18 protein-coding genes are annotated in these 22,147 nt (G+C 38.8%); 10 read left to right on the top strand and 8 right to left on the bottom strand.

Features of this window, described 5'->3' with window-relative positions:
- Window positions 1-5: 5 nt before the first annotated feature.
- The 3 genes from HS960_RS18945 to porX are packed head-to-tail and all read right to left on the bottom strand — an operon-like array spanning window position 6 to window position 3,052.
- A complete protein-coding gene (locus tag HS960_RS18945; protein WP_182330359.1) occupies window positions 6-1,052 on the bottom strand; it encodes an ABC transporter ATP-binding protein in 1,047 nt (348 codons plus the stop codon).
- 23 nt (window positions 1,053-1,075) lie between these two features.
- Complete coding sequence (gene tsaE, locus HS960_RS18940) at window positions 1,076-1,486, bottom strand: tRNA (adenosine(37)-N6)-threonylcarbamoyltransferase complex ATPase subunit type 1 TsaE (RefSeq protein WP_182330357.1); 411 nt, start codon at window positions 1,484-1,486, stop codon at window positions 1,076-1,078.
- A 12-nt stretch (window positions 1,487-1,498) separates the two neighbouring features.
- Window positions 1,499-3,052 (bottom strand): T9SS response regulator signal transducer PorX, encoded by a 1,554-nt coding sequence (gene porX, locus HS960_RS27230; protein ID WP_153844857.1) that lies wholly within the window; start codon window positions 3,050-3,052, stop codon window positions 1,499-1,501.
- A 220-nt stretch (window positions 3,053-3,272) separates the two neighbouring features.
- Between porX and HS960_RS18930 the strand changes: the two genes are divergently transcribed.
- From HS960_RS18930 to HS960_RS18895, 8 genes are all read left to right on the top strand, one after another.
- Window positions 3,273-4,523, top strand: coding sequence for an HD domain-containing protein (locus tag HS960_RS18930; protein ID WP_182330355.1), 1,251 nt, complete (start codon window positions 3,273-3,275; stop codon window positions 4,521-4,523).
- Between the two features lie 33 nt (window positions 4,524-4,556).
- Window positions 4,557-5,597: a UDP-3-O-(3-hydroxymyristoyl)glucosamine N-acyltransferase gene (lpxD, locus tag HS960_RS18925; protein WP_182330352.1), complete on the top strand. Its 1,041-nt coding sequence runs from the start codon at window positions 4,557-4,559 to the stop codon at window positions 5,595-5,597.
- Window positions 5,598-5,736: 139 nt separating this feature from the next.
- Window positions 5,737-7,137, top strand: coding sequence for a bifunctional UDP-3-O-[3-hydroxymyristoyl] N-acetylglucosamine deacetylase/3-hydroxyacyl-ACP dehydratase (locus tag HS960_RS18920; protein ID WP_172840641.1), 1,401 nt, complete (start codon window positions 5,737-5,739; stop codon window positions 7,135-7,137).
- 10 nt (window positions 7,138-7,147) lie between these two features.
- Window positions 7,148-7,936, top strand: a complete 789-nt coding sequence (lpxA, locus tag HS960_RS18915) for an acyl-ACP--UDP-N-acetylglucosamine O-acyltransferase (RefSeq protein WP_075990789.1) — start codon at window positions 7,148-7,150, stop codon at window positions 7,934-7,936.
- Window positions 7,937-7,953: 17 nt separating this feature from the next.
- Complete coding sequence (locus tag HS960_RS18910; RefSeq protein ID WP_310889295.1) at window positions 7,954-8,583, top strand: ABC transporter ATP-binding protein; 630 nt, start codon at window positions 7,954-7,956, stop codon at window positions 8,581-8,583.
- Window positions 8,584-8,883: 300 nt separating this feature from the next.
- Window positions 8,884-9,444 carry an elongation factor P gene (gene efp / locus HS960_RS18905; protein WP_153844861.1) on the top strand — a complete coding sequence of 187 codons (561 nt, stop codon included), beginning with the start codon at window positions 8,884-8,886 and terminating at the stop codon, window positions 9,442-9,444.
- 253 nt (window positions 9,445-9,697) lie between these two features.
- On the top strand, window positions 9,698-10,282 hold the full coding sequence (locus tag HS960_RS18900) for a 5-formyltetrahydrofolate cyclo-ligase (protein WP_153844862.1): 585 nt from the start codon (window positions 9,698-9,700) through the stop codon (window positions 10,280-10,282).
- Window positions 10,283-10,609: 327 nt separating this feature from the next.
- A complete protein-coding gene (locus HS960_RS18895; protein WP_153844863.1) occupies window positions 10,610-12,280 on the top strand; it encodes a helix-turn-helix transcriptional regulator in 1,671 nt (556 codons plus the stop codon).
- A 123-nt stretch (window positions 12,281-12,403) separates the two neighbouring features.
- Here HS960_RS18895 and galE read toward each other — a convergent pair whose 3' ends face one another.
- Window positions 12,404-13,435 carry a UDP-glucose 4-epimerase GalE gene (galE, locus tag HS960_RS18890; protein WP_153844864.1) on the bottom strand — a complete coding sequence of 344 codons (1,032 nt, stop codon included), beginning with the start codon at window positions 13,433-13,435 and terminating at the stop codon, window positions 12,404-12,406.
- A complete protein-coding gene (locus tag HS960_RS18885; protein ID WP_120333049.1) occupies window positions 13,435-14,427 on the bottom strand; it encodes a UDP-glucuronic acid decarboxylase family protein in 993 nt (330 codons plus the stop codon). Before HS960_RS18885 ends, galE begins: the two co-directional genes overlap by 1 nt.
- Before the next feature lie 65 nt (window positions 14,428-14,492).
- On the opposite strand from HS960_RS18885, the gene HS960_RS18880 reads away from it, so the two are divergent.
- A complete protein-coding gene (locus tag HS960_RS18880; RefSeq protein WP_182330351.1) occupies window positions 14,493-15,737 on the top strand; it encodes a 3-deoxy-D-manno-octulosonic acid transferase in 1,245 nt (414 codons plus the stop codon).
- Between the two features lie 84 nt (window positions 15,738-15,821).
- Here HS960_RS18880 and HS960_RS18875 read toward each other — a convergent pair whose 3' ends face one another.
- Window positions 15,822-17,273 (bottom strand): glyceraldehyde-3-phosphate dehydrogenase, encoded by a 1,452-nt coding sequence (locus tag HS960_RS18875; protein ID WP_228280076.1) that lies wholly within the window; start codon window positions 17,271-17,273, stop codon window positions 15,822-15,824.
- Window positions 17,274-17,407: 134 nt separating this feature from the next.
- Window positions 17,408-18,535, bottom strand: a complete 1,128-nt coding sequence (hemW, locus tag HS960_RS18870) for a radical SAM family heme chaperone HemW (protein ID WP_153844866.1) — start codon at window positions 18,533-18,535, stop codon at window positions 17,408-17,410.
- Between the two features lie 368 nt (window positions 18,536-18,903).
- Here hemW and HS960_RS18865 point away from each other — a divergent pair, with 368 nt between their 5' ends.
- Window positions 18,904-20,025 carry a glycoside hydrolase family protein gene (locus HS960_RS18865; RefSeq protein ID WP_202883702.1) on the top strand — a complete coding sequence of 374 codons (1,122 nt, stop codon included), beginning with the start codon at window positions 18,904-18,906 and terminating at the stop codon, window positions 20,023-20,025.
- A 101-nt stretch (window positions 20,026-20,126) separates the two neighbouring features.
- Here HS960_RS18865 and HS960_RS18860 read toward each other — a convergent pair whose 3' ends face one another.
- Window positions 20,127-22,004: a M1 family metallopeptidase gene (locus HS960_RS18860; RefSeq protein WP_182330349.1), complete on the bottom strand. Its 1,878-nt coding sequence runs from the start codon at window positions 22,002-22,004 to the stop codon at window positions 20,127-20,129.
- Window positions 22,005-22,147: the final 143 nt, after the last annotated feature.

Raw genomic sequence — 22,147 nt, 5'->3', positions numbered from 1 at the left:
TACAATTAATGGTCAAAAGCGATCCAGTGAGATATGGTTAGATCGACAGCCTGTTGTTTTTGTGGAATTATTTGCGATGTTATAATCGCATGTAAGTTAATCTCATTATTGCTGACGACGACTTCATAATAAAAACCTCTGAATCGGACATCTTTTACAAAAAAAGTAGACTGTTCAGAAGGACTAATTGAAATCCATTCTTGATGTATCGCGATTGGTTTTTCGCTTGTTATGCCTAAATTTTGAGCTTGCTCAACCTGTAATATATTGCTTTTTGCCAGTAATTGCGCAGTATAAGGGTGTGATGGATTGCTATACAATACATGTGGATTGTTTTGATCTAGGATTTTACCAGATTTCATCACAATGAGGTTATCTGCCAAAGCAAGTACTTCCGTAGGATCGTGTGAAACTAAAATGACGGTCAGCCCAGTTTCTTTAACAATATCTTTTATGTCCTGTTGCAAGGTATCCCTAAAAGAGGCATCAACCTGATTGAAGGGTTCATCCATTAGTAAAACTTCAGGCTCGTTGATCAACGCACGACAGATGGCGACGCGTTGTTTTTCTCCCCCACTGATGTCTGCTACTCTTTTTTTAGCGAGGTGATCTATCCGTAGACGTTGCAATATTTCCGCGGTTTTGTCTTGTTTGCGTTTAATATCTGTATTTGGCAACTGCGATGCAACATTATCCCATACATTGGCATAAGTATTTAAATCGTCGAAGCCCTGTGATACTAATTTCATCGCATCGTGTCCGGGAATTAACTTGTCTTTACGTGTAGGAACCTGCCACCCCTTATAACGGACAGAACCGTCTGTTGGTTCCAATAAACCATATATTAATCGTAGTAAGGTGCTTTTTCCACTGCCAGATTCACCAATGATCGCTGTTATTTTTCCTTCATCGATATCGAAAGAACTATTTTCAACAGCAAACTGCACATTGTTCTCATGAAAGGAAAAGCTAAGGTGTTCGGCGTGTATAGCCGCTAATCCGGGCACATGGATATCAGATGGAATATATTGACAAGATGATAAATGAGCCATAGTAGGGAGTCGAAAAAAGGTAGTTAACGAATAGAAATTTTACGTGTTGTTGCATCTATGATGCTAATATGTATCTCTTTTGCTTCTTCAGGAAGTAAATTGGGGATTTTCTCTGGCCATTCAACAAAGCAATATGCACCTGAATAGAAATATTCTTCATAGCCAAAATCGAAAGCCTCCTGTTCATCTTTAATGCGGTAAAAATCAAAGTGATATATGGGTCCAACGGGAGACTCATATTCATTAACAATAGAGAATGTTGGACTAGATGTACTATCTTGTACATTCAATTGTTTGCACAGGTGTTTTACAAAAGTTGTCTTTCCTGCTCCCATTGAACCATATAATAGAAAAATCCGGTCCTTTGAAAAACTATTTAAAAGTGTCTGAGCCGCTTGAGATAGATCCGCTGTCGTATTTACAATAATTTCCATGTTGCAAAATTACTATTTCGGTAAGTATGTCGCAAAGGGGATAATCATTTCTTCCAAAGAGATTCCTCCATGTTGGAATGTTCCGTTAAAGTAATTGACAAATTGATTGTAGTTGTTGGGGTAAACAAAATACGAATCTTCTTTGGCAAAAACGTATGTTGAACTAACATGAAGTTTAGGCAACTGTGCCTCGTGGGGATTTTTGATAGCAAAAACATCTTTGTCAATATAGTTCAGATTTTTCCCTTGCTTATATCTCAAATTTGTATTTGTATTTCGATCACCAACGATTTTACTTGGCTTTTTTACACGTATCGTGCCATGGTCGGTTGTAATAATCACACGAACTTTCTTTTGTGAGAGCCATTTTATAGCCTCTAATAAAGGTGAGTGTTCAAACCATGACAAAGTGAGAGAGCGATACGCTGCTTCGTCGTTTGCTAATTCACGAATCATAGAGCTGTCCGTACGTGCGTGAGAAAGCATATCAACAAAGTTATACACCAACACATTCAGTTGATTGTGCATCATATTACCGAGATTGTCTAACACATCCTTTCCTTGTTCCAGGGTCAAAATTTTCGTGTAGGAGTGTTTTATGGACTTGCGGTAAAGTCGCTTGATCTGATCTTCCAAAAATTTATCCTCATATAAATTCTTGCCACCTTCATCTTCATCGTTTTGCCATAATTTCGGGAAGCGTTTTTCCATTTCCAGTGGAGTTAATCCACTAAAGATGGCATTTCTAGCATATTGTGTTGCTGTTGGTAAAATACTGTAATAGTTTATCTCCTCCTCAAGTCTAAAATAGTCGGTGATCACCTCATTGATAATTTTCCATTGATCGAAACGCAAATTGTCTATTAGAAAGAAAAATGTCGGTGTATCATCTTCTATGGTCGGAAATACCTTTTTCTTAAATAGCTGGTGTGAAAGAATGGGCGCGTTTTCGGGACGATTAATCCACTGTATATAGTTGTTTTCTATAAATTTTGAGAATTGCATGTTTGCTTCGGATTTTTGCATCGTCAGAATTTCATGCATATTGTTATCTTCAAGCTTTTCGAGGGATAATTCCCAGTAGACAAGTTTTTTGTAAACTTCTGACCATTGGTTGAAATCCAGATTGTCATTCAGGATCATCCCCAAATTGCGGAAGTCTTGTTGATAGGCCATGGATGTTTTCTCATTGACAAGACGTTTGTTCTCCGTTAATTTTTTTATTGTCATCAAGATCTGCTTGGGGTTGACCGGCTTGATAAGATAATCATCTATTTTGGAGCCGATGGCATCTTCCATGACATGTTCTTCTTCATTTTTTGTGACCAGAACAACGGGGACAGTAGGGTTGATCGATTTGAGTATAGCAAGTGTTTCGAGCCCGGTTAGCCCAGGCATATTTTCGTCTAAGAAAACGAGGTGGAAAAAACCATTTTTAAAGGCTTCAACGGCATCATTTCCATTATTGACTGTGTCAACTTTGTAACCTTTGCTTTCTAAAAATAAAATGTGTGGTTTTAGAAAGTCAATTTCATCGTCAGCCCAAAGAATATGTGTTTTTTGCATCTTGTTATTATATGTCTATTAGTAGTAGAGGGGAGGATCGGATTTTCGATCTCATGCTAACATAAGCAAATATCGTGCTTCAGATTTTATTTTTAACATTTATTAACGATGAACTAACTATCTTTGTTTTAAGTTTATACTAGTGTTAACCAGTAGTTCATGATTAAAGGGCTCGGTTTCATATTTATAGTGTTGATGATCGTATTAATTTGTCTCCACATTGAACAAAAATAAAATTATTAATGATCCGGTATATGGATTTGTCGCTATTCCTACAGGATTGGTCTTTGACCTAGTGCAACACCCTTATTTCCAAAGGCTCCGCTATATTAAGCAGGTGAGCATGACGCATCTTGTCTATCCCGGAGCGTTGCATACTCGTTTTCAGCACGCCATAGGAGCGATGCATTTGATGTCGATGGCTTTGGAAACTTTGAGGAGTAAAGGTGTTATAATTTCAGCGGATGAAGAGGAGGCTGTTCTGTCGGCAATATTGCTGCATGATATAGGTCACGGCCCTTTTTCACATTCCTTGGAGCATAGTTTGATTGAAGGAGTTTCTCATGAGCTATTGTCTTCCCTTTTAATGGATCGAATCAATAATGATTTGGGTGGAAGACTAAGTCTAGCAATTACAATCTTTAATAATAAATACGAACGTAAATTTCTTCATCAATTGGTGTCGAGCCAATTGGATGTTGATCGAATGGACTACCTCAATAGAGATAGTTTTTTTACAGGCGTATCGGAAGGCGTTATCTCATTTGACCGTATTATAAAAATGCTCAATGTGGTGGACGATGAAATAGTAGTGGAGTATAAAGCGCTTTATTCTGTGGAGAAATTTCTGATTGCGCGGCGGTTGATGTATTGGCAAGTATATTTACACAAGACCGTTATCGGTGCTGAACAGTTATTGATTAAAATTCTGCAGCGGGCAAAATATTTGACGGCTGCTGGCCATAAGCTCTTTTCTACCCCGGCTTTTCATTGGTTTTTAAGCCAGCAGGTCAACAAAACTAACTTTTTGGATGACTCGTTACATTTGGATTGGTTTACTCGTTTAGATGATACGGATATTATGTCAGCCATAAAAACATGGGAACGTCATGAGGATTCGATTTTAAGTACAATGTGCCAGCGTGTTATGAAACGTAATCTATATCGATCTGTCATGAGTGATAAGCCATTCTTGCCAGAATATGTTGATTTAGTAAAGGCGAAAGTACAAGCTGAGATGGGAGTGGCTCAAGAGGATATTCATTATTATGTATTTATGCAGGAAATTCAAAACCGGGCCTATAATTCTTCCAGGGATCAAATTAAAATATTATTGAAATCGGGCGAGCTCGTCGATATAACAGAGGCTTCTGATCTAGGGAATTTAGAAGCGCTATCGAAAAATGTAGCTAAATATTCCTTATGTTATCCAAAAGAGGTGGGATATGTTGCAATTACTTCCATCAAGTAGTTATTTTTTAATAAAAAAACATAGATTTGTACCATGCAATTTACTGCTCAACAAATAGGGACATTATTAGAAGGACGGATTGAAGGAAATCCAGAAGTTACTGTAGGTAACCTTGCCAAAATTGAGGAAGGTAAAAAAGGCGATCTTTCTTTTTTGTCAAATCCAAAATATGAGCATTTTATTTATACTACTGACGCCTCGATTGTAATTGTTAATGAAGATTTACAATTGACCCAAGCAACTAAACCGACATTGACGATCATACGGGTTAAGAATGCCTATGCTGCTTTCTCTACTATTTTGAACATGTATAATGAGTTTCGTCTTGACAAAAGCGGACGTGAGGAACCTCATTTTATACATGCTGAAGCGGAGATCGGCCAAGGAGGTTATATCGGTGCATTTGTATATATTGGACGCGGGGCTTCCATTGGAAATAACGTAAAAATCTACCCACAGGTCTATATTGGCGATAAAGTTACGATTGGAGATAATACAACACTCTATCCAGGGGTGAAGATTTATCATGATTGTAAGATTGGGGAAAATGTCGTAGTACATTCCGGTGTTGTGATTGGGTCGGATGGATTTGGATTTGCTCCACAAGAAGACGGAACATATAAAAAAGTACCGCAGATCGGTTATGTGCAAGTGGAGGATAATGTTGAGATTGGCGCCAATACTGTAATCGATAGGGCAACAATGGGCGCTACAATAGTGCGTGATGGTGTTAAGTTGGATAATTTGATTCAAATTGCACATAATGTTGATATTGGAAAGAATACAGTAATCGCAGCGCAAACAGGTATTTCTGGTAGTTCAAAAATTGGAGAACATGTAGTTTTAGGAGGACAGGTTGGTGTTGTTGGGCATATTGTTGTTGCAAAGGGGTCTCAAATCCAAGCCCAATCAGGAGTGAATAGATCGATTAAAGAAGAAGGCAAAAAATGGGGCGGTACACCAGTGATGCCTTATCAGCCGCAATTGCGTTCTAATGTGATTTTTGCACGTCTTCCTGAGTTGGAAAAACGAATCCAAGAGTTAGAAAAGTTAGTAGAAAAAAAATTGAAATAATTATTTTTCATTGAAAATAAACTGTTCTTTATTTGTGATGAAATAATCATTCCTAGTAAGGCTATGGCGAACATCGAAATAGCTTCAAGGATAAATGTTTTGTCAAAAGAAGTTTTGATTTAAAAATATGTTATTAGAAATGAATGTAAAACAGAGAACCATCAAAAACGAGGTTGAAATTTCGGGGGTAGGTCTTCATACAGGAAAAATTGTATCGATGACGATTAAGCCAGCTCCGGAAAATCACTGGTTTAAGTTCAGACGTGTGGATTTAGAGGGGCAACCGGAAATTTTGGTTGATGCGGATAATGTTACGGATACCTCCAGAGGGACAACAATAACGCAGAATGGAGCAAGTGTGAGTACAATTGAACATTTGATGGCATCGTTAATTGGTTTACAAATTGATAATGTGCTGATTGATATTGATGGTCCTGAAATACCAATTCTCGATGGTAGTTCAGCTATTTTTGTGAAGTTGTTAGAGGAAGCGGGATTTGAAGAACAAGATGCTGATCGGGATTATTATGAGATTTCCAATAATATCCATTATGCAGAACCAGATCGCAAAGTTGAAATACTGGGCATGCCAATGGATGGTTATCGTTTGACTTGTATGATCGATTTTAATTCGCCTGTGTTGGGAAGCCAGCATGCAGCAATAACATCTATTGAGGATTTTAAATCGGAAATAGCCTCTTCGCGTACGTTTTGTTTTTTACACGAATTGGAAATGTTGGTTGATCATGGGCTTATTAAAGGTGGTGATTTAAGTAATGCCATCGTTATTGTGGACAAGGAGACTTCTCCTGAGGAATTGCAAAAATTAGCGCACCTTTTTCATAAAGAAACCGTTGCAGTTGCTAAGGAAGGAATATTAAACAATAATCAATTGCGTTACCAAAATGAGCCTGCTCGACATAAATTGTTGGACATGGTTGGAGATTTAGCGCTAGTCGGAAGACCTTTGAAAGGGCATATTATGGCTGCACGGCCAGGTCATGCAGCGAATGTGGCTTTTGCAAAAAAGATAAAGGAGCAGATCAAGAAAGATAAAACACGAAAAAAAATTAAAGTTTACGATCCCAATATGCCGGCATTATACGATACGGTAGAAATCATGAAGATTTTACCTCATCGTCAGCCCATGCTTATGGTCGATAAAATTCTTGAGTTGACAGAAACACATGTTGTGGGGTTGAAGAATGTTACCATGAACGAAGATTTATTTATGGGACATTTTCCTGGTGCACCATTATTTCCCGGTGTTTTGCAAGTGGAGGCTATGGCACAGACAGGGGGAATTTTAGTTTTGAAGACGGTCCCTGATCCAGAGAATTGGCTGACCTTATTCCTTAAAATTGAAAATGCACGTTTTAAAGCGCAGGTAACTCCAGGAGATTCTGTTATTTTTAGATGTGACTTGATGGAGCCGATCCGAAGAGGTATCGCAAAAATGAAAGGTGTGGCTATGGTAGGAGAGAAAATTGTGTGCGAAGCGGAGCTTATGGCACAGATCGTAAGAGTAAATAACAACTAAAGTAGTATAGATGATACAGCCATTAGCTTATATTCATCCGGAGGCAAAAATTGCTAAAAATGTGGTCATCGAGCCATTTGTAACCATTTATAAAGACGTCGTCATTGGTGAAGGCACTTGGATAGGATCAAATGTGACGATCATGGATGGAGCTCGAATTGGAAAAAACTGTAAAATATATCCCGGTGCAGTAATCTCTGGGGAACCTCAAGATTTAAAATTTGATGGTGAGATTACTACAGCTGAAATTGGAGACAATACAACCATTCGTGAGTGTGTAACAATCAATAGAGGAACCAAGGATAGGTATAAAACGGTCATTGGAAAAAATTGTTTGATCCAAGCTTATAGTCATGTTGCACATGATTGTGAAGTAGGTGATAATTGTGTTTTTTCGAACAACAGTACACTTGCTGGACATATTACGGTCGGCGATTATGTTGTACTTGCTGGAATGGTTGCTGTTCACCAATTTGTCAAAATTGGTTCGCATGCATTTGTTACCGGTGGTTCATTGGTGCGTAAGGATATTCCTCCTTTTGTTAAGGCCGCACGTGAACCGATTTCTTATGCTGGTATTAATTCTGTTGGATTGAGAAGAAGAGGCTTTTCGGAAGAGCAAATTGCCGAGATTCAGAATCTTTATCGAATTCTTTTTGTCCAAAACAGAAATTTGGCTAAAGCAATAGAAATTATAGAAGCTGAATATCAGGCAACGGAAATCCGTGATGAAATTTTGGATTTTATTCGGAATTCAGGCCGGGGTATCATGAAGGGATTCAATAATAGAGCGATGTAATCGCATTGTCGATTCTAGTGAATTTGAAAATTACATTAAAAGATATTGGTAGGAGGTATAACAATGAATGGATTTTTAGGCATATAAACTATACCTTCGAGTCCGGTAAGAGTTATGCCATCCTTGGCCATAACGGTTCAGGGAAGTCCACTTTCCTAAAAGTGCTTTCAAGTAGTTTGACACCCTCAGCGGGTGAATTGATTTACACATATGGCGAAGAGGTCTTAAGTGTGGATCAAATATATCAACAACTGTCTCTTGCAGCCCCCTACGTTGAACTGATCGAGGAATTTACCTTAAATGAGTTGATCGATTTCCATTTTAAATTTAAAAATTATCTTCCTTCTTTTGATAAAGAAACAGTTGTCAGCTTATTGGGATTGGAGCATGCACTTGACAGAGAGATAAGATTTTTTTCTTCAGGTATGCGTCAACGGGTAAAGCTAGCACTAGCTTGCTGTTCTGCATCTAGCTTGGTATTGTTGGATGAGCCAACAAGTAATTTGGATAGTGCCGGTGAAGAATGGTACTTGAATTTGATCGATCGAGCAAAATTAAAATCAAGAATACTTGTCGTTTGTTCAAATCAAAAGAAAGAATATGAGTTCTGTGATGAAACGATATCCATTCTGGATTTTAAAGCCTAATTCTCCTATTTCTCATAGCATTTAATGCACAATGCTTAACAATAACATCCTAATATTTCATTTTTTTATGAACCCAAATCGTTACGAATTGGAATCTTTATAGCTGCATATCTGTTTTTGGGTAAATGATGGGAGTATATTATTCGTATCCGCTTTTTGAAATTATAGGGATGGCTCCAGCTACTCTTGAAAACGGTTATTTCAATAAAAAAGTAGCGAATGAAATTTTAATAACACAATTAGTTTTTGTACTTTTGACGACTCAATAATGAGATAACCGTTTAAAGTTCAATTCAAAGAATGGCTAAGGCATCAGAGGTAAAATCAGGAAATATCTTAAGATTTAACGGAGAATTAGTATCCGTAGAGGAATATATACACCGTACACCAGGTAATTTACGTGCTTTTTATCAAGCTAGAATGCGTAATGTTAAAACTGGTAAGTTAGTTGAATACCGTTTTAGAGTTGATGAGTCTGTCGAGATTGCACGTGTAGAAACGAATGATTATCAGTATCTATATGATGATGGCGATTTCTTCGTTGTAATGGACAATAATACATATGAGCAGTTTAATATTCCGAAATTTTTATTTGGTGATTCTGCACGCTTCTTGAAAGAAGGAATGACTGTAATTATTGCTTTTGAAAGTGATGAGCCTATCATGGCAGAAGCTCCAAAAAGTGTTGAGTTAGAAATTACATATACTGAACCGGCTGTAAAAGGAGATACTTCTACAAATGCATTGAAAAAAGCAACTGTAGAGACTGGTGTTGAAATTATGGTGCCGTTGTTCATTAATCAAGGTGAGAAAGTAAGAGTTGATACGCAAACAGGTAATTATATCGAGCGCGTAAAATAATATAAAGATTTTAGGTTTAGGTTGATTATTCGGTCTTGTTAGCGCTCGCTACAAGGCCGTTTTTTGTAATACTAGACTCGGTTTACCACCTGGTTTTTCTATTCTGAACAAAAAACTCTAATCGCTTTTGAAGCTTAAATAAAAATTGAATTGGAAGGAATGCTATTTTTGATTGATCTTGGCATAGGTGATGGAATTTAATGGGGCTTTTGGTAAGAAAGAGAAATAAATTTTGGAAATAACTATTTTACAAATGAAATCGAAACAAGAATTGAGACTTGAGTATAAAACTAAGCGATGTCAATTGTCTTTAGAGGAAGAAACTGCGCTCAATGAACAACTACTTTCGCGGTTTACAAAGCTTGATCTCTCAGGGGTCGAATTTTTGCATATTTTCATTCCTATAGGAAAATACCACGAACCCAATACATATTTAATAATAAATTATGTTCAAGAGTTTTTTCCACAGATAAAGATCGTTGTTTCGCGATCTAATTTTGATGATTATTCGATGCAACATTTCATATTGGATGAGCATACACTATTTGAGATGAACAGCTGGGGTATTCCAGAGCCAATATCTGGCATTAAGGTCGCTTCATCGGTTATTGATATGATTATAGTGCCATTGTTAATTTTTGATCTTTTCGGATACAGGGTAGGTTATGGGAAGGGGTTTTATGACCGTTTTTTCTCGTCCTGTAAAGTTGGTGTACAGCGTGTCGGACTATCTTTTTTTAATCCAATTGATGTTATTGCAGATAAAAATGAATATGATGTCCAATTAACGAAAGCTATTACACCAGATCAAATTTATCATTTTTTTGATGACAAGTAATACTATTGGTCAGAAGAATAATCTCACCGGTTTTTGTGAATAGTCACAAGGTTTTTTAAAAAGTGGCTTCTCTGTTTAATTCGCGAACAATAGTAGGATATTATTTAATGCACTATTCTTCTTTTTAATCGAAGAGTGTAAGGCACGAGTACGGTCTCAATCTTAACAGTGTTTGTAGTTGGTTGATTTTTTCTCATGATGATTTAATTAAAATTATTTTTTATTTTTATTGCGAAATTCAATGCCTGTGCCGATATGTTTCGATGTCTTCTATTTTTTCTTTTCCTAACAATCATACCTTGTCGTGTTGTCTATGGGATGGATTTAATGGATTCCAATTCCTCGATAGAAGAGAAGAACTTTTACGAAACAATTATAAAAGAATCAGCGCAGTATCAATCCTCTAGTCTGTCGTTGAGCAAGTATCTTGCGCCATATTTTAGCCAAGCGGTACGAAAAAATGATAAGGCACTTTTGGCAATCTATTATTGTTTATTGGCGGATCAGTCGTTTAATGACGAGGGTGCAAGAAATAACTTTAGTGATAAATACTATTTAAAAGCGCTGGACCTTGAAGAAGGCTATAGCTATCAAAACGTACGCGTTTGGGTAAAGGTAATGTATGGCTTTTACTTATATCGATGTCTGAAAGCCTCTGAGGCATTACCTTTTATCTTGGAAGGAGAGAAAGGGCTCGAAGATATACCGAAAGAACTTGTTTTAGACCTAACACAAACTTACAAGAAGCTTGGCTATTTTTTTGGAACTTTAGGTGATTATACTTCTGGAATTAAATATCTGGAATTAGGGCAACGAGAAGAACAAATTTCACCGAAATTGAAAGCTGAAATCTTAGACAATTTAGGTGTACTGACTCTGAAAAGTGGTGGTGATACCTTGCAGGCAATGAAAATTTTTGAATTGGCTCAAACTTTAGCACTTTCAGAAAATGACTCATTACGCTACGCGAAGATTTTAGGGAATCAGGCTGCTGTGTTTGAAGGTATGAAGGATTACCATAAGGCTTTATTGCTTCTAGATAAAGATCTTGAGATTTCCAGATCTCTTGGGAATGACCGAAATACAATCTTTGCCTTAATGATGCGGATTCGATTAGATATAGCGAATAAGGAAACGAAGGATGTTCGTCATATGATTGCGGAAGCTGAGTCCCTTTTGTTGGGCTCGGATGATAAGAAGACAATACTTGAACTTGAGATTCACAAGTTGAATTTGGCTATGCAAAGTAACGATATAGGTCGTGAGCTGAATGCACGAAGAAGGATAGAACGTCTCCAAGACTCACTACGCTTTTTAGATGGTGATCCAGTATTGTCCCAATTGAAGTTTATGGCCGACAAGCAAAAGTATGCCGATAAATTATCGCTGGCACAAGCTGTTATTAAGAAAAAGCAAGCTGAGAGACGATTATGGCTAATATTAAGTTTATTGGTATTGGTCTTATTCTTTTTTATTTATAATGCTGTTCGATCCCGTGCTAGAAAACGGATACGTGACTATGAATATCAGCTTCTTAATTTAAAGTATACAAAAGCGGAATTAGACAGGGAACTGGTGAGCTCTAAAAGCCAAGTGGAAGAGTACGTCGCTTATCTTAAGCGCAATAATGAACAGATAAATGTACTTTCTGCGATGCTTGAAGAAAAAGGGAATGTTGTTGAAAAAGATCGCGAGGAGCTAAAAATATTGTTGCAGTCACATCTCATCACTGAAGAGAAATGGCAGGAATTTAAATTATTGATTGTAAAAGAATTTCCCAATTTACTCCAGGATATACAATCTAGATTTCCCGATATAACGGAATCCAATCTGAGGGTAATTGTGCTTATGAAACTGGGGCTAAATAATAAGGAAGTAGCCAACGTATTGGGGGTTACTCCAGACGCGATAAAAAAATCTATGCAGCGCTTGAAAAAGAAGCTTGGAGATCAGGCCGGAGTGCTTATGGAATATATTTCCGACAAAGAGTTTGTTTAATGTTGACCTTCAGTTGGCAGATAGACCCTTTGGGAGCCAAAAAGATGACCGTCTCAGTTTTTAAGACGGTCATATAAAGTTAAGCTGAGTATAATGCTTTGCTGTAGCAGCAGAGGCTATTGTTTAATCTAATGGATTTTCCTTCAGATTTTTTTCCCATGCCCAGGCAGAAGCCATCATTTCATCAATACCAAGTGCTGCTTTCCAATGCAACTGATTGGCCGATTTAGTGACGTCCCCATAAACCTTGATGATATCTCCGTCACGACGTGGACCAAATTCGTAATTTAGTTTTTGTCCTGAAGCTTTCTCAAAAGCCTTGATCGCTTCAAGGACAGAATATCCATTTCCTGTTCCCACATTAAAGACATCGTATTTTCCGTTCGGGTTGCCTTTTTCCAATAATCTGATTGCTGCAACGTGAGCTTTTGCTAAATCAACAACGTGGATATAGTCGCGGATACAAGATCCATCCGGTGTGTCGTAATCAGAGCCGAATACCGTTAATTTTTCTCTTTTTCCAATGGCTGTTTGTGTGATAAAAGGAAGCAGGTTCTGAGGAACACCGTTTGGTAATTCACCGATCAATGCCGACTCATGTGCACCTACAGGGTTGAAATAACGGAGCGCAATAATATTGTAGTTGTCATATGCAGCAGCAGTTTCCTGTAGGATTTCTTCAGCAATTTGTTTTGTATTTCCATAAGGAGAGGTTGCCTTTTTCACGGGAGCACTCTCGTCTACAGGTAAGTAGTCTGGCTCACCATATACGGTACAGCTTGAAGAAAAGACAAAATTAATAGGCTTATTTTGATATGCCTCTAATAAGTTAATTAACGAGAAGAAATTGTTGTGGTAATATTTCAAAGGCTTCTGTACAGATTCACCTACTGCTTTAGAGGCCGCAAAATGGATAATTCCTGAGATATCGGTATTGTTTTTTACAAATTCATTCACGCGGTCTGTGTCACAAAGGTCAAATTGGTGAAATTCAGGTCTAACGCCGATGATCTTCTCAACCTGATCCAAAATTTTGATGTTTGAATTGGACAGATCATCCACGATGACAGGTACATATCCTGCTTTATGTAGTTCGACTACTGTGTGCGAACCGATATAACCTGTTCCTCCTGTGACTAGTATTTTTTTGTTCATTATTGTTGATTATAGTAAGTAAAGTCTTTATGTGATAAGGTATCCAAAGGGATCTTTTTGTAAAATTCTATGGTTTTTTTCAATCCTGTTTTTCGGTCTATTTGAGGTTCCCAAGCTAATTTTGATTTGGCCAAGCCAATATCGGGTTTCCGTTGTTTGGGATCATCAACCGGCAATGGTTCGTAGACGATTTTACTCGAGCTGTCTGTCAATTCGACAATTTCATGGGCCAATTGTAGCAAGCTGATTTCGTCTGGATTACCAATATTTATAGGTGTTGCACATGCCGAATGCAGCAAGCGAAAGATGCCTTCGACCTGGTCGTCAATATAACAGAATGATCGTGTTTGTGAACCATCCCCAAAAATCGTGATGTCTTCGCCACGTATCGCTTGTGCGATAAAGGTGGGGATAGCTCGGCCGTCATTGAGACGCATTCTGGAACCAAAGGTGTTAAATATCCTGACAATACGGGTCTCCAGACCATGTGCATTGTGATAGGCCATCGTTATCGCCTCTTGGAAGCGCTTCGCTTCATCGTATACACCGCGAGGTCCCACGGGATTTACATTGCCCCAGTAGTCCTCGGATTGTGGTGAAACCAGTGGGTCGCCATAAACCTCAGAGGTGGAGGCTACCAAAATGCGTGCTTGTTTAGCACGCGCTAGGCCCAAGAGATTATGTGTGCCCAAGGATCCTACCTTCAATGTTTGTATCGGAATTTTAAGGTAATCAACGGGACTGGCTGGCGAAGCGAAATGCAGGATATAATCCAAGTGCCCGGGAACGTGGACAAATTTTGAGACATCGTGATGATAGAAGTCAAAATTTTCCAACTTAAATAGATGTGCTATATTCTGTAGATCTCCGGTAATTAGGTTGTCCATTCCAATTACATCGTAATCTTCCGCAATAAAGCGATCGCAAAGGTGAGAACCGAGGAAGCCAGCTGCTCCTGTTATCAAAATCCGTTTGCGATGTTTATTTTCCACTCAATGGTTCCGTTTAATGAAATGGGTTTAATATCTTTGACTAAGATAAACATTATTTTAAAAACATGCGTTTGCTTTATTCAATTGGAATCTTTCTTTATGGACTCTTACTGCGTATTTTGGCTCCTTTTCATGCCAAAGCCAAGCTCATGGTAGAGGGACGAAAAGACTGGTATTCGAGGATGAAACAAACGGTTGATTCTTCCCAAAAACATATTTGGTTTCACTTTGCTTCATTGGGGGAATTTGAGCAAGGAAGACCTGTCCTGGAAGCGGTGAAAAATAATTATTTGGATCATAAAATAATTGTAACATTTTACTCTCCCTCTGGCTATGAAATCAGAAAAAACACTGCTTTGGCCGATTATGTTTTTTATCTCCCCTACGATACTGCTCAGCACGCCCGGCTTTTTCTCGACTTGATCAATCCAAGTTTCGCTGTGTTTACGAAATATGAATATTGGTATTATTTTTTTGAAGGCCTGCATAGACGGGGCATTCCCTTGTTTTTGATCTCAGCAATATTTAGACCCGATCAGATTTTCTTTCAGGCCTATGGTACTTTTTTTCTGAAAATTTTAAGTTATGTGACTTACTTCTTTGTGCAAAATGAAGAGAGTGTACGTCTTTTGAAAGAATTTGGGATACGGAATGCCGGGTTAGCCGGAGATACACGTTTTGATCGTGTAGTAGACATTCCTAAAAGCAGAAAAATGATTCCCGAGATCAGCCAATTTATTGGTGAAAATCCGGCCTTGGTTGCAGGAAGTACCTGGCCCGAGGATGAGCAGGCTCTACAGGAATTGCTTCTGGATAATTCAGACTATAAGCTGATCTTGGCTCCGCATGAAATTAATGAATCACATTTAGCGAGCATTTTTAACCTTTGGCCGAAGGCACTCCGCTTTTCGGACATGACTACCTACGATGACGCAATAATAGCCGATTCAAAGGTATTGGTTATCGATAACATTGGTATGCTTTCGTCTTTGTACGGGTATGGCCAACTGGCCTATATTGGTGGTGGTTTTGGCGTGGGGATACATAACACACTCGAAGCCGCAACTTATGGCATACCGGTTCTATTTGGACCAAATTTCAAGAAGTTTCAGGAGGCGAAAGATCTTGTGCAAAATGGATCAGGTTTCGCCATTGCCAGTGCTAAAGAATTAAAGAAAGTCTTTGCTGTTTTGCAAGATCAGACTGTCCGTCAAAAGGCCGGAAAACTGGCCCGTGAATATGTTCTGCAGAAAGCAGGAGCAACACCGATCATTATGAAATACCTCAAAAGCAATCCCGTAAAAATATAAGCGGTAGCTGTACTGCCGCCGCCTATATTCCACAGGTTCCGCGTGATTTATTTATTCTTGTTCTTCTTGATGCTTTACTGGTCCCTAATAATAGGTATATCTTCTTACGCCGGTAATATGACGAGATAAGCGCATTACCTGATGGGAATATCCGTATTCATTGTCGTACCAGACATATAGAATGACATTCCTGCCATCTGCCGAGACTATCGTCGCTGGAGCATCCACGATCGCAGCGGCAGCGGAGCCGATGATATCGGAAGAAACGAGTTCATTGTCTTTAGAAAATTTAATCTGTTCGACAAGGTCACCCTGTAGTGATGCCTCTTTTAAAAGTGCATTGATTTCTTCGACGGTAGTTTTAGATTTAATTTCGAGATTTAAAATTGCCAATGATCCATTTGGCACGGGAACGCGAATGGCATTGGAGGTCAGTTTGCCCTTCAGTGAAGGCAATACTTTTGAAACGGCAGCCCCCGCTCCAGTTTCTGTGATCACCATATTGAGCGCTGCGGCACGGCCCCGTCTGGACTTCTTGTGCATATTGTCGACAAGATTCTGGTCGTTAGTATAGGAATGTATGGTTTCGATATGCCCTTTTTCAATGCCTATTTTATTTTCAAGGACCGCCAAAATAGGGGATATTGCGTTGGTCGTACAGGAAGCGGCGGAAAAGATCGCATGCTTTTGCACGTCAATATCATTTTCGTTGACTGCGTATACGATATTTGGAATACCTTTCCCGGGTGCTGTCAATAAAACTTGGGCGGTACCTTTGGATTTCAGGTGGCGACTCAGTTCTTGCTCATCTCGAAAAGCACCCGTATTGTCGACGACTAAAGCATGCTGTATTCCATAATAGGTATAATCGATGTCCTCTGGCTGTTTGGCAGAGATAAGGTGGACAGTGATGCCATTGATAATAAGTGCCTGATTTGGAATGTCGACCTGTACGTCGCCTTCGAACGCACCATGTATGGAATCTGTTTTTAATAGTGTCGCTCTTTTCAATATGGACTTGCTATCATTGGCGTCTCGCGTTACAATGGCACGAAGGCGAAGCTGCTGTCCAGCACCGGCTTTATGCATAAGCTCTCGGGCGAGTAAACGGCCGATACGACCAAATCCATAAAGCACAACATCGCGTGGTTTTAATTCCGCTTGTTGATTGATATCTTTCAATTCATTTGTAATAAAACTAGGCAGATCGTTGTTGTCAATAGTCTGTTTCTTGCCCTGTAAGGTGAGTTTTCCGATATCGATACGCGCAGGTGATAGCGTGAGTTTTTCCAATACCTGTGCTGTGTGAAGGGTGTCAAAAATATTGAATGGCTCGTCGGTAAGGAGGACGCTTTCCTTGATCAGGTTGAGAATTGAACTCGATTTTACATCAATGAGTTGATTTCGAAAAAATACAAGTTCAATAGCGTGGTTATACCACAGGTTACTGACAATTTGAATTAAGCTTACGGCAGCGTTTTGTTGCTCTCTGTAACTTTTGATCTCTAAATCAAAAGATGGCTTGTGTGACATCATAATTTTATAATAGATTATGTTGCAAACATAGTACAAACCGCCTAGAAAATAGATTTATATTTTTATTTTCGTAATTTTTTAAATGTAAATACTTGTAATATTATTATTTTAATAAAATATTAGTGATTTATTTGTTAATCCTCTATTATGAATAATTCAGACATGATATGATCGGCCATTAATTTACCGGGATCCGTCAAGCGTAATTTGTTTTCTTCCAAAACGAGATTTTTCTCTGCTAGAAATGGTTCTGCATCTTTCAATACACGATTTTTGACAGATTGCCCGAATTTACTTTCCAGCGCAATCAAATCCAGTCCCCACATGGTTCTCAGTGAAGTCATGATACTTTCGTTGATCTGGTCCAGCGTAGAAAGCTCCTCAATTTCCAGGGGAAGTTGGTTTGAATTGATTGAGGTCATATATTTTGCGTTGTTGGAAACATTCCAAGCTCTGGAAGTTCCATTGAACGAATGTGCCGAAGGACCTATACCAAGATAATGTTTACCTTTCCAATAATTTGTGTTGTGACGCGCATAACGGCCATTTTTTGCAAAATTGGAAATTTCATATTGTTCATATCCCGCGGCTTTCAATGTATGGATAAGAAGACTCATCTGATCCGCTGCCTGATCTGAATCTATAGCCGGACTTAAGCCTTTTTTAATAAAGTGATCCAATGCTGTCTTATTTTCTACGGTCATGGAATACGAAGAAATATGGGGAATTTCAAAGTCAATCAGCTGTTGCATATTGTGGCGCCATTTCTCATCAGTCAACAGCGGGTAGCCATAAATAAGATCACAGGTAATATTTTCAAAGCCCGCATCTTGCACCCGCATGATAGAAGCCAGTGCTTCCTGCTGATTATGTGCTCTGTTCATCCATTTAAGATCCTCTTCAAAGAAAGACTGTATGCCTATGCTGAATCGATTGATTGCTGTATTCCGCAGACTGTTTACTTTGGCCGCATTTAGATCGTCGGGGTTTGCTTCCAGCGTAATTTCAGCCTGATTTACGATGTCAAAATGCATTGCTATCGTATCGATGATCCGTGCGATCTCTTCAGCTTCCAATAAGGATGGCGTGCCACCACCAAAATAGATCGATTCGACCTTTTTGTCTTCCAAATAGGCTGCTCTGAGCTCAATTTCCCGTCGTATGGCATTGATCATCTCACTTTTGTATTGTAGTGAAGTGCTAAAATGGAAGTCACAGTAATGACAAGCCTGTTTACAGAAGGGGATATGGACATAAATCATGGGGACAAATATACCAAGACCTGACCAAATCGCCCTTTATTTTTTCTTCTTTCGACTATGCGTACCTGAAATCTTCGCATGGCTTTTCCGCACGCTCATTAAGGATTTAAAAAGAAAGTGCAATAGTATGGAAGAATCATCTAAAAGAAGGTTGACAACAAGCTAGTTATTCTTTATCTTGTTGTCAATATTTGTTGGTAGAAAGCACCAATATAGCACCTAATGTCTGATGAAGGAGGAGTGAATTCAAAAGTTTCCTTCTGAAAAAATCGAAAAGCTATAGGTATCAGGCTCGTGTAAATTATTTCATGGGAGCTTATCAAATAGATTAAAAAACGAATTATTTTCTTCTAATAAAAGTAAAACGTATGAAAACCTCCCGTCGAGACTTTCTAAAAAATGTAGCCGGTGTTTCTGGCTTCTTCATATTTTCAAACCATGGATATGCTTGGGGGGACAGTCTTGAAGACTCCTTTATAGATAAGTTATTACCGGCGCCAAAAGGAGGAGGATTTGCGATGAAAGATTATTGGATTTGGGACCCATCGGTCATAAAAGGAGAAGATGGACGATATCATATGTTTGCTTCGCGTTGGAGCAAACAATATGGCTTTGGTAATTGGGTGACAAACTCCGAAGTCGTCAGGGCTATTTCAGATACCGCTGAAGGGCCATACGAATTTGTTGAAGTTGTACTGCCTGCCCGGGGGAAGCAATATTTTGATGGCTGTACAACACACAATCCTCGAATTGTAAAAAATGGTGACTATTATGTGCTTTATTACTTTGGCAATAATTATGACGAACCAAATCCCTCTTTTACAGAAAACGTATGGGAGTCGGGCTTAGGCCAGAAAGCCTGGATGCATAAACGTATTGGGATGGCCTATTCCAAGTCAATTGCAGGGCCATGGAAAAGAGTTGATCAACCGATTTTGAATCCCCGAAAAGGGGAATGGGATGCCTCCATTACATCAAATCCTTCGCCAGTTGTCTTACCGAACGGAAAGGTTTATTTAGTTTATAAATCTTCCCCAGTAAATTATAATCCACCACTTTTATTGGGAGCCGCGCAAGCGGATTCTTTCCTCGGACCTTATCGCCGTTTATCGGACAAGCCTATTTTTTCATTCCATACGGACCAAAACCATGAAAATGATGTAGAAGATCCATTTGTCTGGTATAACGGTCAGCAGTTTGAACTTATTATGAAGGACCGTTACGGAAAGATCTGCGGTGAAGAGGGGGGCGGGATACATGCTTATTCGAAGGATGGCATAGATTGGCATCTTTCGAAGTCTGTAAAAGCTTATTCTAAAACAATTCAATGGGATGATGGCACGACGAGTCATCAGGCCAATTTTGAACGACCGTTTTTACTATTTGAAAATGGGAAGCCTACTCATTTGTTTGCGGCAACCGGGGATGGTTCAGAGCCCTATCAATTTGAACGTACATGGAATATGGTTATTCCCCTTAAGAGTATATAATCCACGGAATTAAAAAACAGCTTCCAAACCGCGTCGTATATATTGGGTTTGGAAGCTGTCTTGATTTTCCCATCTGTTCGGATAATGGGAAATATATGTAGTTACTTACTAAAACTGTTGTTTGCCGATTCTACATCCGCTAATCGCAATGAAGGATCAATTGTTACCGTTTTTGGTGTTTTCGATACATGGATAGTATAGTCCGGTTTGGTCCAGAACCAATCCTCAAGCACGGTTCTTTTAACACCTTTGTAAATGTCAAAATGCTCTTCTGGTTTTTCTCCGCGCATTTCACGCAAAGGGATATAAAATAATTCTTTGCTTCCATCGGTGTATTCTACCAGAACATCCAGTGGCATGGCAAAATTGGACTTATTGGCCAATAGGATTTCTGTATCTGTTACTTTTTCAATGGCGTAATCGATTTGACGTGTTGTATTGATAAACAGATTGAAATACCATTTTAAATTGATACCGGAAACATCTTCAGCAACGCGTTTGAAATCATTTGGTGTCGGATGTTTAAACTTCCAGATGTCATAAAATTTCAAGAAGGTTTTTTCTAAATTTTCCTGACCAATAATATAACCCAACTGCTCTGCAAGCACGGCACCTTTGTTGTATGCTTCGTTGCTGTAGCCATAGTTGGTGTTATAATAATCTGCCAGTAAACTCATCGGTTCTTCTTTACCTGAAAGGGCCAATTTATAATATCCACGGTAGGCTGCAATTTGCGGGTTAGATGCTATGGCACCTCTTTTTTCAAAGATATGCTGCATAGCTAACTCTTCGACATAAGATGTGAAGCCTTCATCAAACCATTCATCTACGGTTTCGTTGATCCCAAACAATTGTTGGTACCAAGAGTGCGCCGATTCATGGAATATTACACCGACAAGGCTTTTTAGATTGCGGCCACCTGTGATAAGCGTAGCTGTACCATATTCCATTCCGCCATCTCCACCTTGAATGATGGTATAAGTTGGCCATGGATATTTACCAAACTTCGCACTACAGAAGTCAAAGAATTCGGTAGAAAGGCCTATTGCTGTTTTCCAATTCGAGATCACTTCTTTGTCTGTTGGCAAGAATACGGTATACACTTTTATACCATTTTTACTTGAAGCGGAATCCACGACAAATTTAGGGTCTGCTGCCCATACAAAATCATGGATATTTTGGGCCTTATAGTGCCACGTTGCTTTATTGTCGACGGCTTTTACTTTTGCTTTTGGTTGATAGCCTTTAACATCTGATGGATTTTGAAGAACACCAGAGGCACCAACGACATAATTTTTATTGAGGTGTATGGTAACGTCAAAATTGCCGAAAGGGGCAATGAATTCGCGACCTGTATATTCATCCAAATGCCAGCCGAATTCATCGAATTGAGCCATTTTTGGATACCATTGCGCCATAGATAGTGCTACACCTTCGGCCGAATTTCGGCCAGTTCTTCTGATTTGTTCCGGAACTTGTGCGGTCCATTCCATATCAAAACGTGCTGTTTCCCCATCTTGGATCGCAACTGGTAAAGTTACCTCCAAAATAGTTCCATCAATTTTAAATGTTGTGTTGGCACCATTGACCGTTAGGGTTTTAATTTTCTGGTAACCAGTTTGATTGGCTTTCAGTTCTCCGATGCGACTTTGATATGCCGGTTTTTCTTTTGTACCCAAGTTAGTGACCATTCGCTTGTCGGGGTCACTTATGTTTTTTAATCGATAGTCCATCATCGATCCTGGTTGAAAAGCATTGAAATATAAATGGAAATATACCTTTTTTAGTGACTGCCCTGAATTATTGCTGTACTTCAAGGTCATTTTTCCATCGTACTGATATGCTTTTTCATCCACGTTGACATCCATGTTGTAGTCAACTTTCTGTTGCCAGAATCCTTTTCTTTGGGCCTTCGCTACTGCCCCCCAAATATTTAATACACATGCAAGTGTAAAAAAGGATATTATTTTGATTTTCATGCCCCAAACTTACAAAATTGTCTCAATAAATGGCACTTAAACGAATGTAACGAAGTTAATGTCATTAAATCTTGACGAAAATTGACTGGTCTTTGGAGAATTGGCTTGGTTTTGGTTAGGGGATTTATCTGTTAAGTTAAAAA

Source organism: Sphingobacterium paramultivorum (assembly GCF_014109745.1).
Classification (GTDB): domain Bacteria; phylum Bacteroidota; class Bacteroidia; order Sphingobacteriales; family Sphingobacteriaceae; genus Sphingobacterium; species Sphingobacterium paramultivorum.
The sequence above is the reverse complement of the archived record's forward strand: the minus strand, read 5'-3'. Positions and strand labels throughout refer to the sequence as shown.

Coding starts and splice junctions, on each gene's coding strand:
- hemW (WP_153844866.1), bottom strand. CDS start 18,535: ATGATTTATGTCCATATCCCCTTCTGTAAACAGGCTTGTCATTACTGT.
- HS960_RS18920 (WP_172840641.1), top strand. CDS start 5,737: ATGAATGTAAAACAGAGAACCATCAAAAACGAGGTTGAAATTTCGGGG.
- HS960_RS18895 (WP_153844863.1), top strand. CDS start 10,610: ATGGATTCCAATTCCTCGATAGAAGAGAAGAACTTTTACGAAACAATT.
- tsaE (WP_182330357.1), bottom strand. CDS start 1,486: ATGGAAATTATTGTAAATACGACAGCGGATCTATCTCAAGCGGCTCAG.
- HS960_RS18945 (WP_182330359.1), bottom strand. CDS start 1,052: ATGGCTCATTTATCATCTTGTCAATATATTCCATCTGATATCCATGTG.
- porX (WP_153844857.1), bottom strand. CDS start 3,052: ATGCAAAAAACACATATTCTTTGGGCTGACGATGAAATTGACTTTCTA.
- lpxA (WP_075990789.1), top strand. CDS start 7,148: ATGATACAGCCATTAGCTTATATTCATCCGGAGGCAAAAATTGCTAAA.
- HS960_RS18880 (WP_182330351.1), top strand. CDS start 14,493: ATGCGTTTGCTTTATTCAATTGGAATCTTTCTTTATGGACTCTTACTG.
- efp (WP_153844861.1), top strand. CDS start 8,884: ATGGCTAAGGCATCAGAGGTAAAATCAGGAAATATCTTAAGATTTAAC.
- HS960_RS18860 (WP_182330349.1), bottom strand. CDS start 22,004: ATGAAAATCAAAATAATATCCTTTTTTACACTTGCATGTGTATTAAAT.
- galE (WP_153844864.1), bottom strand. CDS start 13,435: ATGAACAAAAAAATACTAGTCACAGGAGGAACAGGTTATATCGGTTCG.
- HS960_RS18865 (WP_202883702.1), top strand. CDS start 18,904: ATGAAAACCTCCCGTCGAGACTTTCTAAAAAATGTAGCCGGTGTTTCT.
- lpxD (WP_182330352.1), top strand. CDS start 4,557: ATGCAATTTACTGCTCAACAAATAGGGACATTATTAGAAGGACGGATT.
- HS960_RS18900 (WP_153844862.1), top strand. CDS start 9,698: ATGAAATCGAAACAAGAATTGAGACTTGAGTATAAAACTAAGCGATGT.
- HS960_RS18875 (WP_228280076.1), bottom strand. CDS start 17,273: ATGATGTCACACAAGCCATCTTTTGATTTAGAGATCAAAAGTTACAGA.